Annotated in this window: 17 protein-coding genes; 9 read left to right on the top strand and 8 right to left on the bottom strand. The window is 39.2% G+C overall.

The genetic code is table 11. The features are described 5' to 3' along the window. Positions 1 to 75 precede the first annotated feature (75 nt). Positions 76 to 1,173 carry an NAD(P)-dependent alcohol dehydrogenase gene (locus tag EDD58_RS10235; protein WP_131925252.1) on the top strand — a complete coding sequence of 366 codons (1,098 nt, stop codon included), beginning with the start codon at positions 76 to 78 and terminating at the stop codon, positions 1,171 to 1,173. A 150-nt stretch (positions 1,174 to 1,323) separates the two neighbouring features. On the opposite strand, the gene EDD58_RS10230 is transcribed toward EDD58_RS10235, so the two are convergent. Then, entirely contained in the window at positions 1,324 to 2,415 is a 1,092-nt protein-coding gene (locus EDD58_RS10230; RefSeq protein WP_131925250.1) for an NAD(P)H-dependent flavin oxidoreductase, read from the bottom strand. 81 nt (positions 2,416 to 2,496) lie between these two features. After that, positions 2,497 to 3,363 carry an RDD family protein gene (locus EDD58_RS10225; protein ID WP_131925248.1) on the bottom strand — a complete coding sequence of 289 codons (867 nt, stop codon included), beginning with the start codon at positions 3,361 to 3,363 and terminating at the stop codon, positions 2,497 to 2,499. Positions 3,364 to 3,399: 36 nt separating this feature from the next. On the opposite strand from EDD58_RS10225, the gene EDD58_RS10220 reads away from it, so the two are divergent. After that, positions 3,400 to 4,431, top strand: a complete 1,032-nt coding sequence (locus EDD58_RS10220) for a stage II sporulation protein M (protein WP_131925246.1) — start codon at positions 3,400 to 3,402, stop codon at positions 4,429 to 4,431. Between the two features lie 131 nt (positions 4,432 to 4,562). Here EDD58_RS10220 and EDD58_RS10215 read toward each other — a convergent pair whose 3' ends face one another. Beyond that, complete coding sequence (locus EDD58_RS10215) at positions 4,563 to 6,710, bottom strand: heavy metal translocating P-type ATPase (RefSeq protein ID WP_131925244.1); 2,148 nt, start codon at positions 6,708 to 6,710, stop codon at positions 4,563 to 4,565. Next, positions 6,670 to 7,047, bottom strand: coding sequence for an ArsR/SmtB family transcription factor (locus EDD58_RS10210; RefSeq protein WP_131925242.1), 378 nt, complete (start codon positions 7,045 to 7,047; stop codon positions 6,670 to 6,672). Before EDD58_RS10210 ends, EDD58_RS10215 begins: the two co-directional genes overlap by 41 nt. Before the next feature lie 163 nt (positions 7,048 to 7,210). Here EDD58_RS10210 and EDD58_RS10205 point away from each other — a divergent pair, with 163 nt between their 5' ends. Continuing rightward, on the top strand, positions 7,211 to 8,023 hold the full coding sequence (locus EDD58_RS10205; protein ID WP_165875926.1) for a serine hydrolase: 813 nt from the start codon (positions 7,211 to 7,213) through the stop codon (positions 8,021 to 8,023). Between the two features lie 48 nt (positions 8,024 to 8,071). Then, positions 8,072 to 8,299, top strand: a complete 228-nt coding sequence (locus tag EDD58_RS10200) for a hypothetical protein (protein WP_131925238.1) — start codon at positions 8,072 to 8,074, stop codon at positions 8,297 to 8,299. A gap of 310 nt (positions 8,300 to 8,609) precedes the next feature. Here the strand turns inward: EDD58_RS10200 and EDD58_RS10195 are convergent, their stop codons facing one another. Then, entirely contained in the window at positions 8,610 to 9,086 is a 477-nt protein-coding gene (locus EDD58_RS10195; protein ID WP_131925236.1) for a hypothetical protein, read from the bottom strand. Between the two features lie 238 nt (positions 9,087 to 9,324). Between EDD58_RS10195 and EDD58_RS10190 the strand changes: the two genes are divergently transcribed. Genes EDD58_RS10190 through EDD58_RS10170 form a run of 5 tightly spaced genes read left to right on the top strand, consistent with a single transcriptional unit; the run spans position 9,325 to position 13,998 of the window. Further along, on the top strand, positions 9,325 to 10,173 hold the full coding sequence (locus tag EDD58_RS10190) for a HesA/MoeB/ThiF family protein (protein WP_131925403.1): 849 nt from the start codon (positions 9,325 to 9,327) through the stop codon (positions 10,171 to 10,173). Between the two features lie 18 nt (positions 10,174 to 10,191). After that, on the top strand, positions 10,192 to 11,049 hold the full coding sequence (locus tag EDD58_RS10185; protein ID WP_131925234.1) for a HesA/MoeB/ThiF family protein: 858 nt from the start codon (positions 10,192 to 10,194) through the stop codon (positions 11,047 to 11,049). 17 nt (positions 11,050 to 11,066) lie between these two features. After that, positions 11,067 to 11,510, top strand: a complete 444-nt coding sequence (locus EDD58_RS10180) for a DUF441 domain-containing protein (protein WP_131925232.1) — start codon at positions 11,067 to 11,069, stop codon at positions 11,508 to 11,510. Between the two features lie 14 nt (positions 11,511 to 11,524). After that, positions 11,525 to 12,607, top strand: coding sequence for an alpha/beta hydrolase (locus EDD58_RS10175; protein WP_243648707.1), 1,083 nt, complete (start codon positions 11,525 to 11,527; stop codon positions 12,605 to 12,607). A gap of 20 nt (positions 12,608 to 12,627) precedes the next feature. After that, complete coding sequence (locus tag EDD58_RS10170; RefSeq protein WP_131925230.1) at positions 12,628 to 13,998, top strand: LeuA family protein; 1,371 nt, start codon at positions 12,628 to 12,630, stop codon at positions 13,996 to 13,998. Between the two features lie 53 nt (positions 13,999 to 14,051). Here EDD58_RS10170 and EDD58_RS10165 read toward each other — a convergent pair whose 3' ends face one another. From EDD58_RS10165 to EDD58_RS10155, 3 genes are all read right to left on the bottom strand, one after another. After that, on the bottom strand, positions 14,052 to 15,182 hold the full coding sequence (locus EDD58_RS10165; protein WP_165875936.1) for an iron-containing alcohol dehydrogenase: 1,131 nt from the start codon (positions 15,180 to 15,182) through the stop codon (positions 14,052 to 14,054). A gap of 201 nt (positions 15,183 to 15,383) precedes the next feature. Beyond that, positions 15,384 to 15,923 carry a flavodoxin family protein gene (locus tag EDD58_RS10160; protein ID WP_207903294.1) on the bottom strand — a complete coding sequence of 180 codons (540 nt, stop codon included), beginning with the start codon at positions 15,921 to 15,923 and terminating at the stop codon, positions 15,384 to 15,386. Between the two features lie 21 nt (positions 15,924 to 15,944). Next, the gene (locus EDD58_RS10155; protein WP_131925224.1) at positions 15,945 to 16,814 is read right to left on the bottom strand and encodes a phosphotransferase; all 870 of its coding nucleotides are present in this window, start codon (positions 16,812 to 16,814) and stop codon (positions 15,945 to 15,947) included. Between the last annotated feature and the right edge of the window lie 216 nt (positions 16,815 to 17,030).

The raw sequence follows: 17,030 nt of genomic DNA, 5'->3' as shown, positions 1-17,030 counted from the left end.
GCTAAATGTATGAAATAAGTTAAACGATTTATACTACACATGAACTAATTAAATTATTTTTTTGGGGGTTATGACATGGAAATTACAGCAGCAGTTACTCATGGAAAAGGAGAGACTTTTAAGTTAGAAAAAGTAACTTTAGACTCTCCACAAGCTGGTGAAGTAAAAATTAAAATTGTCGCCTCTGGTACTTGTCATACAGACATGGTGGCAAGAGATCAGGAATATCCTGTCCCTCTCCCTGCTGTTCTAGGTCATGAAGGTTCAGGGATTGTAGAAGAGGTGGGTGAAGGTGTTACAACTGTAGCACCTGGAGACCATGTGGTTCTATCCTATAGCTCATGTGGACACTGTAAAAGTTGTTTATCTGGACAACCTTTTGCATGTGAATATATGTTTGAATATAACTTTACAGGTGTAATGGGCGATCAAACTCATCGGCTTCATCACCATAATCAGCAATTATCTACATTTTTTGGACAATCCTCTTTTGCTACCTATGCCGTTGCCAATGAAAGAAATGTTGTCAAAGTGGATAAAGATGTAGATCTTTCCCTATTAGGGCCTTTAGGTTGTGGAATTCAAACGGGAAGCGGTGCAGTTTTAAACACCTTAAAGCCTGAAGGAGGATCTAGTATTGCTGTTTTTGGATCTGGAGCTGTAGGGTTAAGTGCTCTTATGGCGGCCAAAGCGATTGGCTGTACCACGATTATTGCAGTCGATATTCATGATCATCGTCTTGAGCTAGCTAAAGAACTAGGTGCAACTCATACAATTAATGCTAAAGTAGACGATCCAGTTAAAAAAATTACTGAGATTACTACTAAGGGAGTTCAATATGCTGTAGAAACAGCGGGTCATCCTGCTGTATTCCGACAAGCGGTTGAAGCACTTACCTTCCGGGGTCAAGTTGCTATTGTAGGAGCTCCTCCATTTGGAGCTGAAGTCCACTTAGATATTAATGATTTATTAACTAAAGAAAAAAGAGTGGTTGGGGTTATTGAAGGAGACAGTATTCCTCAAGTATTTATTCCTAAATTAATTAGTTTGTATAAAGAAGGAAAATTCCCTTTTGATAGGCTGGTTAAATTTTATGACTTCAAAGATATCAACCAAGCGATCCAGGACTCCGAAACAGGAGCTACGATTAAACCTATACTAAAAATGGTTTAGAAAATAACTTTGATCTGTTCATCATCCTCAATAGGGATCTTTTTCTAGTGAACATTGTTTAAACATAATCGATCGCTTTAAACCTTAAAAAAAGAGAAGTTGACTTGCCCTTTTTTTGCATTTGACTTCTCTTTTTTAGGTTTAGTGATCTTATTTTAAGGAATTCTTCATCAAACCAAGATGCTCCAATGTTTGCTCTGTTTCGGCAACCAACGATTGCATGAGTTCATGAATAGATCTTTTTTGACTCAATCGAAGACCTTGTCCCGCCCAGAGTGACATATAATCTGAAAGTCCTTGTTTGGATGCTGCTTTACGAATATCTTGCGTTAAAGCATTTTGAATCGGATATTCGGGCCAATTCTCTTCATACTTCTTAAACTGGGTGATAAATGAATTTCCAATCCCACGTGCATGTTTTCCTGAAAAAGACCTCGTAAGTACAGTATCTTCTTCTGTACTGTTCATGATCAATTCCTTATGAACGACCGGTGTTTGACTCTCAGTACACGTTAAAAAAGCGGTCCCTAACTGTACAGCATCAGCTCCTAATGACAATGCAGCTAGGACTCCTCTTCCATCCATGATTCCCCCCGCCGCAATGACTGGAATTTGGACATGATCGACCATTTGCGGAATCAGTGCCATGGTTCCTACTAATGAATGTTGGGAATCGCCCAAAAAAGTTCCGCGATGTCCTCCTGCTTCTGAGCCTTGTCCAACTACTACATCCACACCTGCTTGTTCTAAGAAGATGGCTTCCCGAACCGTCGTTGCAGTTCCTACTATGATGGTCCCTGCTTCTTTCAATTTCGTTAACCAAGCAGAATCTAACATTCCGAATGTAAAGCTGAAGACAGGCACATGTTCTTCTAATACCACTTTCATTTGTTCTTCGAAAGGGATACTGAATTCATCAATCTTTGGGGTAGAGAGATTTAATTCGTCACGAATTGGTTTGAGTCGATCGTTCGCATTTTGAATCTCTGTTGGTGAATAAGTAGGAATAGAATGAGTAACAAAAAGATTAACAGCAAAAGGTCGATCAGTTAGTTTTTTAATACCTTGAATCTGCTTGCGAATGATCTCAGGTGTCATATATCCTGCTCCCAATGTCCCCAGACCTCCAGCATTAGAAACAGCTGCCACCATCTCCGAAGAAGTTACTTGCCCTGCCATCCCCGCTTGAATGATGGGATATTGAATATCTAACATCTCTGTCAACCGATTATTTAGTTGCATACCTATTCTCCTTTTTATCTAAATCCACCTTAAAAAGAGTCATGCAACATTTGAGCGTTGCACCACTTTTTTTGGATAAGCTTATGCTGATTGTGGTTCTTTTTCAATTTGGTACGCTCGATATGAAGAAGAAAGCTTTGGGAATTGACTGGGATAATAAGTATGCCTTAGATAAAGATATACTTTTTCTAGAAAAAACTCTTCATATCCTGGAGATGTTTCAATCTCGGGCCATACTCTTTTAACCATCTCTGCTGCGATTTGTTGTCGTGTTTCAGAAGTGAACGAATTTCTCCTTGTTAGGAAATTTTCTAATAATAAGTAATGGTTACCCGGCAAAATGGGAAGTTGCTTTAAAATCTCTTTTTCTTCATTTTTCACCTGAACGACTTGAGTAAGAATAATCTCATCACTTTTTTCCTTCTTCTCTAATACAACCATGGTTCCAGCCACTAAATCACCAAGTCGTTTTTCTTTCTTATTAAAAAACATCGTGATGATCCCTGTCAGGTACATCACAGGAAACAGATCAGCTAGTTGCAAAACATTTCGTAAGAATACTGCTAAAAAGGTTGGAGTTTGACCATTCTCCATGATCACTCGAACACCCATCACTTTTTTACCAATCGTCTGCCCCTTCATAAACATCTCTAATCCTACAAAATACGTAAGTGGAACTAAAGCTGAAAGGATTATATAGATTGCTATAAATATGGAATCGATCAATGGAACCATTGATAGTAATCCAAAGATAAACTGGATCGGAATGAAAAGAAATAAGATACATAGCAAGTCGATTAACTTCGCCATCCCACGAGTTCCAATCCCTGCTGTTTCAAAAGGAATTTGGACATGCTCAGGAGTATGTAGTTGAACAATATTTTTCAGTTGACTTCCTCCTTTTTCAGAAGATGTAGACAGAATTGAAAAAAATAGTTTGTTATACATAGAACCATGTTAAACTAAAAATCGGAGGTGTGCAAAGTGTCAAGTTCTACAAAAGCAACTAAAAACTTATCAAATTTTGTACAATCCAATCAAACAGACTGGTCGCGATTAGAATACCTACTCAGTTACGCAAGTGCTCAAAAATTACCTAAAGCAGAATTTGATGAATTTACTCAAATTTACCGTAAAACTTCATCTCATTTAGCGTATGCACAAACCTACTTTCCAGATCATGAAACGACTGATTATTTAAATCAGCTAGTTATTCGTGCTCATAATATTTTATATGGAGTAGCTAAAAAAGGATATATGCGAAGAATTTTTACATTTTTTTCGCAAGAGTTCCCACGCTTATTTTATGAAAGGTTTAACTTTTTCACCATCTCTACTCTCATTTTTCTAGTGGGGACTGTCTTAGCGTTTGTACTTACATATGTGGACAAAGATTATGGAGTTTACTTCCTGCCTACTGAGATGGCTCGGATGGAAATCGATACAGAACAAATCCAGAATCGACAATGGGATCATACCGTGGTATCTACTGAAATTATGGTCAATAATATTATGGTTGCTTTTAAGTGTTTTACATTTGGCATCTTATTAGGGATTGGAACAGTCTTTACCCTCTTCTTTAATGGAACAATGCTAGGTGGATTAGCAGCTCTGTTTCATTTGGAGAAGGAAGGTACCTTCTTTTGGGCGTTTATTTTACCACATGGTGTGATTGAATTATTTGTGATCATGATTGCTGGTGCTGCTGGTTTATCATTAGCATATCGTATTTTTGTCCCGGGTGATCTCACTCGACGTCATGCACTGATCAAAGAAGGTAAAGTAACGATTAAAATGATGATCGGTGTCGTTCCCTGGTTTGTCCTTGCAGGAATTATTGAAGGGTTCATCACACCAGCAATTTGGCCACTTTGGACGAAATATGGAGTCGCTCTTATTACTGGTATTCTCTTAATGTTTTACTTTGGTTGGCCCTTTATTAAATATGGAATCTCTAAAGACAAGTTTGATCCTCAACTTAAGCAAAACAACTTGAATAAATTAGAAATCAGATAGCTTGATTCAATGGGCCTAGGATGAGAGATCACTCTCTGACAAACGACTTTTGAGGAACAGCGACAAATTCCTATATAGAGTTTAATCATAAAAAAATAGCGCACTGCCGATTCAAGGCGTGCGCTATTTTTTTATTTGTTTTGTCTCACTTGTAGAAGACGAAGCCCATTCAGTGTAACGATTAAAGTTGCTCCCATATCAGCAAATACGGCCATCCACAGCGTGAGCCATCCGGGAAGAATGAGTAAGAAAGCTAAAACCTTGATCCCAATAGAGAAAGTCACATTTTGCTTAATAATTTGCATCGCTTTACGGCTTAATCGAACCACGAACGGGAGTTTACTTAAATCATCACCCATGATCACCAGATCAGCTGTCTCCAAAGCGGTATCTGTTCCTGCCCCACCCATGGCAATACCTATATTGGCTGTAGCAAGCGCAGGAGCATCATTGACACCATCTCCGACCATGGCCACGTTCTTTCCTTTTTGTTGAACCTCACGAATCCGCTCTAACTTATCCTTAGGTAGCAGTTCAGCATAAATTTCCGATATCCCTAATTGTTTACCTAAAGTTGTAGCAGTTACTTGATGATCTCCTGTCAATAATACAGTAGGTTGGATTCCGAGATGATGGAGCTCTTGGATTGCTGATATACTTTCGGCTCGCAGAGTATCTTGAACAGCGATGATCGCCAACACCTGATTCTTCGTTCCAAATAACATAACCGTTTTACCTTGCTTTTGTAGGTCTTGAATTTTTGTATAGAAATCGGGAGATAGAGATACTTGAAGCTCTTCAAACCAAGTAGGCTTTCCGATCATATAGAATGTGCCATCGACTTTCGCTTCCACACCTTTTCCGATCACAGAGGAAAACTCTTCAACCTGTAACCGAGACTCCGAAACTCCTTCCAGCTCAGCTTTTCGATAAAGTGCTGTTGCTAACGGATGCTGGGAGTTTCTCTCAATTGCTGTCGCTATTTCTAGATATGTTCGTTGCTGTTCAGAAGACAAAGCAATAAAATCGGTAACATTAGGTGTTCCATGTGTCAAAGTACCTGTTTTATCAAATGCAAATGCTTGTAAATGAGCAGCTTCTTCTAAGTGAAGTCCTCCCTTGATCAAAACTCCATGACGAGCGGCATTACCAATCGCTGTGACAATTGCGACAGGTGTAGAAATGATCAAGGCACATGGACACCCCACAACTAAGAGGGCAAGTCCGCGATAGATCCATTCACCCCATTCGGCTCCCAAAATAAGGGGTGGTACAGTCATGAACAATAGAGAAAGTATTAAAATCGCAGGTGTATACCATTCCGCAAATCGATCTACAAAAGCTTGAGAAGGAGCTCGATGAGCTTGAGCCTCTTCGACCAAATGAATCATTTTTGCTAACGTTGTATCTTCTACACGTTTGGTTACTTTCACTTCCAAATAACCTTCTTCATTCAACGTACCAGCAAATACTTCATTCCCTACAGTTTTGTAGACAGGTAAAGATTCACCTGTAATTGCCGCTTGATTAATACTGGAATGTCCGTGAAGAACTTCTCCATCCATAGCGATTTTTTGCCCTGGTTTAATGAGAAGGATATCACCCACATTTACTTCTCGAACAGGAATCATTACTTCTTTACCCTCGCGTCGAACTAAAGCTTGTTGTGGAGCTAAGTCCATCATCGAATGGATCGAGCGACGTGCCCGTTCCATTGAGTAAGATTCTAATACTTCACTAATCGCAAAGAGAATGACCACAGTTGCCCCTTCGCTCCACTCACCGATGATCGCTGCCCCTATAATTGCAATCGTCATCAGTGTTCGCATATCAAACTTGAACCGAACAAGATTGCGTAAACCTTGAATAAATAGACGCGTTCCACCTAATAACATAGAAGAAAGATACAATGTGATCGTGATCAAGCTTTCTTCTCCATTACGAAAACTGGAGAACCAACCAAAGATTAAAAGAAGAAAAGATCCTACAATAAATAAATGCTCTTTTTTCTTCCAAAATGGTTCTTGTTGAATGGTTCCTTGTAATTCAGAAGACAGCTTTAGCTTTTCAAAAGCTCCTGCTTTTTCAAGCTCGCTCACAGTTGCTTCACCGTAAACCGTAATCTTAGATGCTCCAAAATTGACTTCTGCATCGTTAACTCCAGGCAAACTTTTTACGTTCTCTTCAAATGTTTTCGCACATCCAGCACATGTAAAGCCATGTACTCGATACACTTGTCTATTTGTCTGTTCGCTCACTGCATTTCCCTTCTTTCGCATGATCAAAAACTAACTGGATCAGTTGTTCGATGTGCTCATCATCAAGCGAATAATAAACCAGCTTCCCTTCTTTGCGATACTTAGCTAAACCCAAATTCTTTAGCATACGTAAGTGGTGGGAAGCGGTTGCAACTGTAGAGTTGATCACACTTGCTACATCACAAACACATAATTCTTGTTTGAGCATCAATGAATAGGCGATTTTTAATCGGGTTGGATCAGACAATGCTTTAAATAGTTGAGCTGGATAATCAAAATCCTCTTCTTGAATAATCGGTTTTAACGAAGACACTTTGTCTTCGTCAACACTAAATCGTTCACAGACATCTTGTTTCATTCAAATCCACCTCATTCAAATGTTCTTTTGATTATATTGTACCTGATCACATTCATTTATTCAAATGTACATTTGAATAAATGAATGTCCTTCTCGCACAAATCAGTCATATACATTTTTTCATAGTTTCGTTACGATAAGCATGAAAAGAGGTGGAATGAAAATGGAGAAGGATTTTCAGACATTAAAAGCCAGACTCAATCAGTGGCATGAAAAAGCTGTGGGTCAATGGGGAATTTGGATTGAAGATTTAGCTGATCAGCAAACATGGACAGTGAATGAAGATCAAACATTTTATGCTGCCAGCGTCATTAAAGTACCAATCATGGTGGCTGTCTACCAACAAGCTTGGAAAGGTCAATTTTCATTAGAAGAGAAAATCCCACTTACAAAGGAAATGCAAGTGGGCGGCTCAGGTGTTCTCCAACACTTATCTGTGGGGACTCTTTTATCCATTCAAGACTTGATCACCTTAATGATCATTCAAAGTGACAATACCGCTACCAATCTTCTAATCCAACTAGTGGGTAAAAAGACAATCCAACAAGTAATGAAAGATCTAGGTATGGAACAAAGCGCCTTTTATAATCCACTCATGATTGTACCTGTCGAACGTGAAGGTGTGAATCTGATTACAGCTGCTGATGTAGCTGCTTGTTATCGGAAAATAGCAAAAGGTGAAGCCGTTTCCTATCACCACAGTTTACAGATGATTCATGTATTAAAAAACCAACAAATTCAAGATTGTTTCCCTTCCCAATTACCAGCACCTGAAGAAGATCTAATCGGCCTCCCTCCTCTCTGGGAACTAGCCCATAAAACAGGGATGATAAATCGTGTTCTCCATGATACAGGGATTCTTTATTTACGGGATCGTGCCTTTCTGTTAGTCGCTCTAAGTGCTGATTGTAGCTACGAAGAAGCTCGACAACAATTAGGAGAACTGGCCCGCATCGTATGGGAAGTATACCAATAACTGAAGTATTAGAAATAAAAAACAGAATATTGCTAAGGTGTGGTTGAATTGGAAAACATCGATAAACGAAATCGATTGGATGAAACAGTTTTCAGTTATCAGTTAACTAAAAATAATACGATTCTTATCAACTGGTACGGAAAGCAGGTAAAAATTCTCAAGGGGAAAGAGGCTCAGAAATTCCTAGCTAAAATGGGGCAAGCCAATAATCATAAAGAAGAACAACTAGTGATGGCTAAGATAACAGGAAATTTCAAAAGAGGGAATGAACGGTAATATAGAGCATTGCTTTAAGATCATAGCTTTAAGATCATAGATAATAAGCGTTGCATCCTAAAAAAACCAACGCCGACGAAGTGATTAGAGAGTAGACTGGCGTTTCATCCTTAGAGGGGTGGAACGATAGTCTTTTTTTATAGTTTCTGTTCTTAGCTCTGATTCGATCGTGATGAGTGTCTGAGAAATCAATCCTATAAACTCATTGCTCTGTGAAAAATAAACATCGGTTCGTTTCGATCAAGATACAATCCTCTATGATTCTGTGTTAATTAAATAATTCAATTAAAACAAATTAGGGTACTATCCCCTAGTTTTGTTTTTCCGTTTCAGTTATTACATTTAAAGTGTAGTGACCACTCGTTCCTTTAGGATTCATTGCGATGATTGTAATATGGTTAAGAATCAATTCACTCCCATATCGCCATTCCATTGACCATCCATCACTTCCGTCAGTATCTTCTCCAATTAATTTACGATATTTCCATGTGGCCGTTCCGGTCGGAACCAACCAAAACTGAACTTTTGTTGTGTTTTTTGCTACGACATCTATCTTAAGCTTCCCAGGTCCCTTTGGTAAAGTAATCCAATTGCCAATAACCTGATAAGGCTCAGTCCTAACTTTAACGATTTCGGGAAGCTCTTTCCCTTGAATCCTTTGTTTGCTACTTAATTCAATTGAAGAATTACCAAATCCCATTAATAAGCTAGTTAAGGATGTTATGAGGAGAAAGCTAATTATTTTTCTCAAATAAAGCACCTCATTTATATTTTCTTTAGCTTTCATCATATATTGCTTGATTTATACAATTAACTGGAATCGTTTTTCCTCTTTTCACCCATTTCAAGACTTCCTACGACTTAAGAGCCTTTTCACAGTAATTTTAAAAGAAAATTCATTTTTTATGCACATTTTTGTACGATTTTATAGTCCAATAGAGTCATTTTATTTATTTCAAAATGTAATAACTTAAATATGTACCACAAACTATTAAGGAGGCTTGAATGTTTTGAACCTAGGAACGATGAATGATACACAATTCTACTCAGAGCTAGTGAAAAAGAACATCGGTGTTTATTCACAGGAAGAACAAGAGAAATTAAGACAGTCTCGTGTCATTATCTTTGGTTTAGGTGGAGTGGGCGGAGTCCAAGCGATTCTCTGTGCTCGTATGGGAATTGGACATGTAACAGGCGTTGATCCTGACGAGTTTGAAGTTTCCAACTTCAATCGGCAAATGCTCGCAAATGTTCATACACTTGGACAACCCAAAGCTAAAGCTGCTGAGGAGCACGTCAAAAGTATCCATCCTTTTATGTCAACCCACTTTATTCAAGCCGAAGTAGATGAAACCAATATTCATGATCTTGTAAAAGGGCATGATCTTGTGATTGAAGCAGTTGATGACATGCCTTCTCGTGTCATCATTCATCGGACAGCACGTGAACTCGGGATTCCTAGCGTAGGCATGTCGGGGAGTCCTCCTAACCGTGGTTTTGTCTCATCCTTTTTCCCAGATGGAGTTCCATATGAGGAAGTATTAAATATTCCTGGGAAAGGAAATCGCATCATCGACGAAGATTTAAAACAAGAAGTGGCCGAGCTGAAAAAAGAACGTGCCCGTTACTCTGTGACAAAAGGAGCTCCACAAGAATGGGCTGATGCCTACTGTCGTGGTGAAGTGGGTTGGATCATCACTCCTGTCCGTGCCATGCTTATTGCCACATTCAGTTTCCATGAGGCTGTTCAAATATTAGTTGGTCAAGAGCCCAATGCAAGAGCTCCAAAAGCCGTTTGGATCGACCTTGATAGTTCTACTCCAGTTGAAATTCGTACTGCTCCACCAGAGGGATGGAATTATGCACATCTATAGATGAAAAGGAGAAAAAATATGGCTTCCAATCAACCCGATTTTTTACAAGAATGTTTTATGCGTAATTTAGGTGTGATTTCTGAAGAAGAACAAATGAGATTATTGCACGGACGAGTCACTGTTGTCGGCTCTGGCGGAGTGGGTGGAATTACACTCATTCAATTGGCGCGTATGGGTGTTGGACAGATCCACGTGATAGACCGTGATGTTTTTGAAGCTAGCAATATCAACCGGCAAATGCTGAGTTCCATCAGTCGATTAGGACAGAGTAAAGCGGAGTGTGCAAGAGAAACATTAGAGGATATACACCCTAGCATTCAAGTTCGGATCACAGAAGACTTCCTCACAGAAGAGAATGCAGAGGAATTGTTAAGTGACACGGATGTAATTGTAGATGCCACTGATGACTTAGTTTCAAGAGTGATTATTCACCGTACAGCACAATCCAAGGGAATCCCTTCGATCTGGATTGCTGTCACTCCCCCATTCCGTGGAGGTGTCATGTGTCTTACACCTGATTCGCCACCTTATGAAAAAATCTTGCGTCATCCTTCTTATCAAAAACCTTTAACGGAGGAAGTCAAGCAACAGATTCGCAAGTTGAAAGACCAACGGGCTGTTCACTCTGCCGAATATGGTGCTGATCCTTTATGGGTTAAGGAGTACATACAAAAAGAAGCAGCTTGGGCTGTTATCGCCCCTGTTGCTAATATCGTAGGGTTGTTAGCCAGCTTTGAGGCATTTAAGTTTCTCATTCAACGCCCTGAACTACCTCCTGTTATTGGTCCTCAACTCATCCGAGTCAACTTGGGTCAAACACAAATGGTACAAGTAGAAACTCCCGAAGACGGAAGTTGGGATAATACCCAATTGTAAAAAAAGGAGGAATCTATATTCAGTCAGCATTAATCCTTCTAGCTATTGCTGGGATTGCTCTTATTTTTAAAGATTACAGCCTTGCTTTGGCTGCTGCTATATTAAGTATCCTTCAATTGATCGGATCTCAAACAGTGATTACTCATATTCAGAAACACTCCTTTCATATAGGAATCTTCTTTTTAATGCTTTTTCTATTAGTTCCTCTTACCAATGACAAGCTAAATATATGGGACATGCTTAAGCAGAGTCTTAGCCCTATGGGTGCAATTGCGATTACAGCTGGCTTTGTCATCTCCTATCTAGGTGGAAAAGGGTTGGGAGTGTTATCATCTAAACCTATCACATTGTTTGGAATTATTTTAGGTACATTAATTGCTGTCTTGTTTTTTCGGGGACTGCCAGCGGGGATTATTATAGCTGCTGGTCTCCTGAGTTTAATGAGTATCACTTCGTCATAGAAAGAGGGAGAATATTGAAACGGTTTACAGCAAAATCTTTGACCTGGATCTGCTTAACTATACTTTCTATAACCTTAGTTGGTTGCCAAACAACTGACACAGCATCTAAACAACCTGAGACAAAGGCTTCCTCTCCAGAACAAAAAGTCACACTTAATGAAGTCAACATCGATGGAAAAGACCCAAATGTAAAGCTATATCTACGAAATAAATTTCCGACAGACAAAAAAGAATTTAATTCAAATGAAATTGTCTTATTCCTAGAGCCATTTAGTGTTCCAAGTGCCAAAGCATTTGATGTACCTCAATTCTCCTGGATGGAGGATTACGCTCAAAAAGGATATGATACTTGGGCACTCGATTTCCAAGGATTTGGACAATCAACAAAACCAAAAGAACTGGATCAACCTCCAGCGGAGAATAAACCAGTCATAACTCATAAAGAGGCTCTTGGTGATTTAGAAGCTGCAGTTGAGTATATTAAATCCCAACGGAAAGTGGACAAGATCCAGATCGTCGGTTGGTCTTGGGGTGCTGTTGTAGGAGCTGAATATGCAACAAAACATCCAGAGAGTGTCAACAAACTGGTACTCTATGGATTTATGCACGGCTTTGATCTCCCTAGTATGGCTAGCGCCTCAGAGTCTAAAGAACAAAAAGGTCAGCTTAATCCAAAAATGCCCGCTTATCAGATCATTGATTATGATAAAGGAATGCACCATTGGCATATGATGATGAATGGAAAAGACTTAGCTCTGCCAGGGGCTTGGGAAGAAGTAAGAAAAGTATTTAATGAGTCTGATCCTACAAGTCAACAACGAGAAAAGCAAGCGATTCGCCGACCACTGGGACCTTTAACTGATCTCTATTACATTTGGTCCAGTCGGCCATTGTATGAATTATCTTCAATCACAAGTCCAGTACTGGTCATTCGAGGTGCTGATGATTTCTTTGCAGAGCCTCATTTGGATAAAAAGCTAACAGGTACCAAACAAATGAAAGAAGTGGTCATCCCTGAAGCGACTCACTGGGTGTTATATGAAAAAAACCGAGATCGTTTACTTAATGAAGTCGATTCATTCTTAAAACAACCTTAGAAGAAAGGCGGAACTCATCCATGTCTATTAAAATATTGGATTCGACTCTTCGTGAAGGTGAACAACACCCAGGCGTTCGTTTTTCAGCCGATGACAAAATTCACTTGATTCAATTGCTTGAAGAATTTCATGTCGATTACATCGAGATTGGTCATCCTGCCATCTCCCCAGAAGATGCGGAAATTTGTAAAAAAGCAGCTCAAGCAGCTAGAAAAGCTGAAATCCTAATGCATGCGCGAGCAGTCCCTGAGGAAATAAAAGCGACGCAACAGGCAGGAGCTCATTGGGTTGGCATCTGGGCATCCATCAATCCTTTATCACTCACTACTAAATTTCGTGGAAAAGATAAATCTGACATTGCTAAACGAGTGATCCAATCCATTGAATACGCAAAGCAATTAGATTTAAAAGTACGTTTTACGATTGAAGATGCTTCACGAACAGAATGGGAAGATATCCAGTTTCTAGCTTCCCTAGCTGTAGGAGCTGGAGCTGACCGCATTAGCCTAGCAGACACTACGGGGGTTTGGGAGCCTTATCAATGTGCACAAACAATAAAAACGGCTGTTGATAACTTCCCTTGTGAAATCGAAGTTCATCTTCATAATGACTTTGGGTTAGCTACAGCTAATGCCTTAGCAGCCATCGAAGCTGGAGCTTCTGTTATTGATACTTCGATATTGGGGATTGGAGAACGTTCTGGAATCGTTGATCTTCTTCAACTTGCGGTCATTCTTCAAGAAAAAAGAGCAGACACCCGTTTTTCACTAGAACAAATTCCTCTTTTATCCCAAGCAGTACAAATGACAACTCATCATCGTCCTGACTCATTAAGACCCATAACAGGACGACATGCTTTTACCCATACAGCCACCTATCATCGAAAAGCTGTATCGGTTCAGCCAGAAAGCTATGAAGCATTTGAACCTACACTTGTTGGACGTACACGACAAATCTTGGAGCGTCCAACGTCGGTGATATCTAAATTACCTTGTCGACTCCAAATCGGGAAACCTTTTCCCAAAGGGTCTTCGGAATTAAAATACCATACAGATGGCCCTGGAAAACGATGGGTTCTCATGGATCATCGTGTAGATTCTCGCACCTCTTTATATGCGATTAAACGATTCTTTAATGGCGAAGAACCAGAGAGACACGTAGACCAACACGTACACAACTGTGATAGTGTCTTTATCTTTTGGGGAGAAAATAAAGATGGAACAGGTTTAACTTGTGCTGTACAATTTGATGGCGAAGAGAAAATTATTCATAGTCCTGCATCGATTTTTATCCCTAGTGGAGTTGAACACTCCTATTATTACATCGAAGGAAAAGGAACTTATACAAATATTGTACTTGCACCTGAATATCATCAAAGCTTAGCAGAGTAAACAATAAAGAAGAAGCCCCTTCACTGTCTTGGTGATCAAGGGCTTCTTCTTTATTACATCGCGTTTTGAATAATCTGCATCACATCTTCTAGTTTTGGTTTACGTGGGTTAGTTAAAGATGTTGCATCTTTCATTGCGTTTTCAGCTAATGTTTTAATATCTTCCTCTTTTGCGCCTAACTGTTTAAACCCTTGTGTGATTCCGAGATCTATAGAAAGTCTTTCGATGGCTGTGACTGCTTTTTCAGCAGCTTCCCGAACAGATAATCCTTCTACATTTTCACCCAAAGCAGCTGCGATGTCAGCATAACGATCTGTTTTGGCCATTAAGTTAAACCGACATACATGAGGGAGTAAGATTGCATTACATAACCCATGAGGCAAATTATAGAATCCGCCAAATTGGTGAGCAATCGCATGAACATAACCTAAAGATGCATTATTAAATGCCATTCCCGCCATAAATTGAGCGTACACCATCTGCTCACGAGCTTCCATATCTTCACCATTGGCTACTGCACGTGGTAAGTACTCAGGGATGATTTGGATGGCTTTAATCGCACAAGCATCAGTAATCGGTGTGGCTGCAGTTGACACATATGCCTCTACAGCGTGGGTTAAAGCATCCATTCCAGTCGCAGCGGTTAATGATGGAGGCATTTTAATCATTAACAAAGGATCATTGATAGATACCAAAGCTGTAACATGTTTATCAACAATGGTCATTTTTACTTTCCGTCTCGTATCAGTGATTACTGTAAATTTGGTCATTTCACTCGCCGTACCAGCTGTTGTATTAATCGCAATCAAAGGTTGAAGGGGCTCTTTCGAACGGTCTACACCTTCGTAATCGTAAATAGTCCCACCGTTAGAGGCGACTAATCCAATTCCTTTTGCTGCATCATGTGAACTCCCACCACCAAGTGAAACTAAAGAATCACAGTTTTCAGTACGGAATACTTCTAAACCCTCTTCCACGTTTTTGTCTGTAGGGTTCGGCTGAGCCTTGGGGAAAATGGTTACTTCTAATCCTTCTTCACGAATGATCTTCGCAATTCCCTCAGAAAGCCCTAACTTATGAAGACCCTCATCGGTGACAATCATCGGCTTTTTACAACCAAGATCTTTTAATCTTTTACCTACTTCATTCACTTTCCCCTGTCCAAATAAGTTGACAGATGGCATATAAAATTCACTCTGAGAGTTTGTCACAACATATTCCTCCTAAGATCCCCTATAAGAGGTTACAGAATTTTGTCTTGATGACAATAAAAATTCTTTTGCCACCACTTTGACAAATAGATTCAATTTATATGTTGTTCAAATATCAAAGATCTATTCTCATATACACATCTTACTCAAAAGCCTACGGATCACATGACTATATTACTTTATTGACTTTAAAAATTGATTAAGAAATTGAGCTTCTTGAATGGCTTGCTTATCCTTGAGAACTTCACTAGGTTTGGAACCTTTACCAATGATATAACCCGAAAACTTCATATTCATGAATTCGAAAATATACTGAAACTGCTGAATTAGAGGTAATGCTTTTACTCTGACAGATTCTCCACCTGTAATAATGACATAAGCTTGTTTATTCTTCATCTCCTCTTTAAAATCATAGTTAGTGTTTCGTAAACTTTGGGACCATCGATCTACAAAATTCTTTAGTCGTCCTGACATCCCATACCAATACAGTGGGGTACTAAAAATAAGAATCTCACTTTCCATCACTTTCACAATCACATCTTCATAATCATCATCGACAGGATCAAATCCTTTTTCTGTATGCCTCTGATCAACAATGGGTTGGATTTGTTTTTCCCGTAAAGCAATCCACTCTACGTCAATCCCTTCACAAACTCTTTGAGTCAACAGTTCTGAATTGCCGTTTGACCGTGAACTCCCATGAATAACAGTTATTTTCATTAAACCTCTCCCCTTTCAACTCATAGCTATTCGTTCTAGTTTTAAAATAGATGTATGCAATAAGTCTTGTCTCTTCTCTTCAATGGCATGGAACAAATGGTGAACATGGATCCATTCATTATAAAATCGAACCCGTTCACTAAAATATGGGTCAGCCATTCCTCGGTAATGTTTGATTAACTGTGAAGTAAACGAGTTCCCAAAAAAACTCTCTAGTCCAGCAAAATCTAATGCTGGATCTCCTACACAAGCATCTCCCCAGTCAATAATTCCTGACAACTGTTCCCCATTAAGCAATAGATGGTTCTCAGTTAAATCTTTATGAATGAAACAGGGCTGAAACGAAAAAAATTGGGGCTGACTGAGAAACTCTTTCCATTTAACTTGAAGTTGCCTTCTAACATGAGGGGATATTAGCGGAAAGCCTTCATGCTCTAATCGTTCATAATCTTTCTGATACTGAGACTGCCATTTTTCAGGGGGCCAAATCTCTAAAAGGTTTGATCTTGAGTCACTATAATTAATAGTGTGAAGAGCTGTCAAACACCTCCCGATTTGTAGTGCAAACCGGTTTGGGTTAAATGTGTTTAACGAAACGTTTGATAAGGGAGTACCATTTATTTTTTTGTATCCCCCATATGGCTGGTTACTATCTAAATGAATATATTCATAACGAGGAACTTGAACAGGTAATACAGAATCTACAAGAGGTAGAATTGCAATTTCTTTTTTTAGTTGTTGTAAGCCTGAAGCTCTTCTCGGAAAACGAAACATCCACTCACTATTCACTTCGATAACGACAAAGTCCCATCCTTCTTGTATTTCCTTTATATTGGTTATCGATAATGAGAAAGTAGTCTCGATGGACTGAATATATTTCTGCAATTTCGGAACTCCTTCTTATGAATTCTCTTATACAATCGACTATAATCCTTAAGTATTCATGCTCTCTCTTTTTCTTTTAAAAACACTTTCCAAACAACTCCCCTACGTTCATTAGGTGCAAATCATACTCCACCTAAAATCCACCTAGGTTAAAAAATGAATACCCTAGATAAAATGTATCTAGGGTATTCATTTTTTACATGCTGCGAGCAAACA

The organism is Hazenella coriacea, assembly GCF_004341825.1.
Classification (GTDB): Bacteria; Bacillota; Bacilli; order Thermoactinomycetales; family Thermoactinomycetaceae; genus Hazenella; species Hazenella coriacea.
The sequence above is the reverse complement of the archived record's forward strand: the minus strand, read 5'-3'. Positions and strand labels throughout refer to the sequence as shown.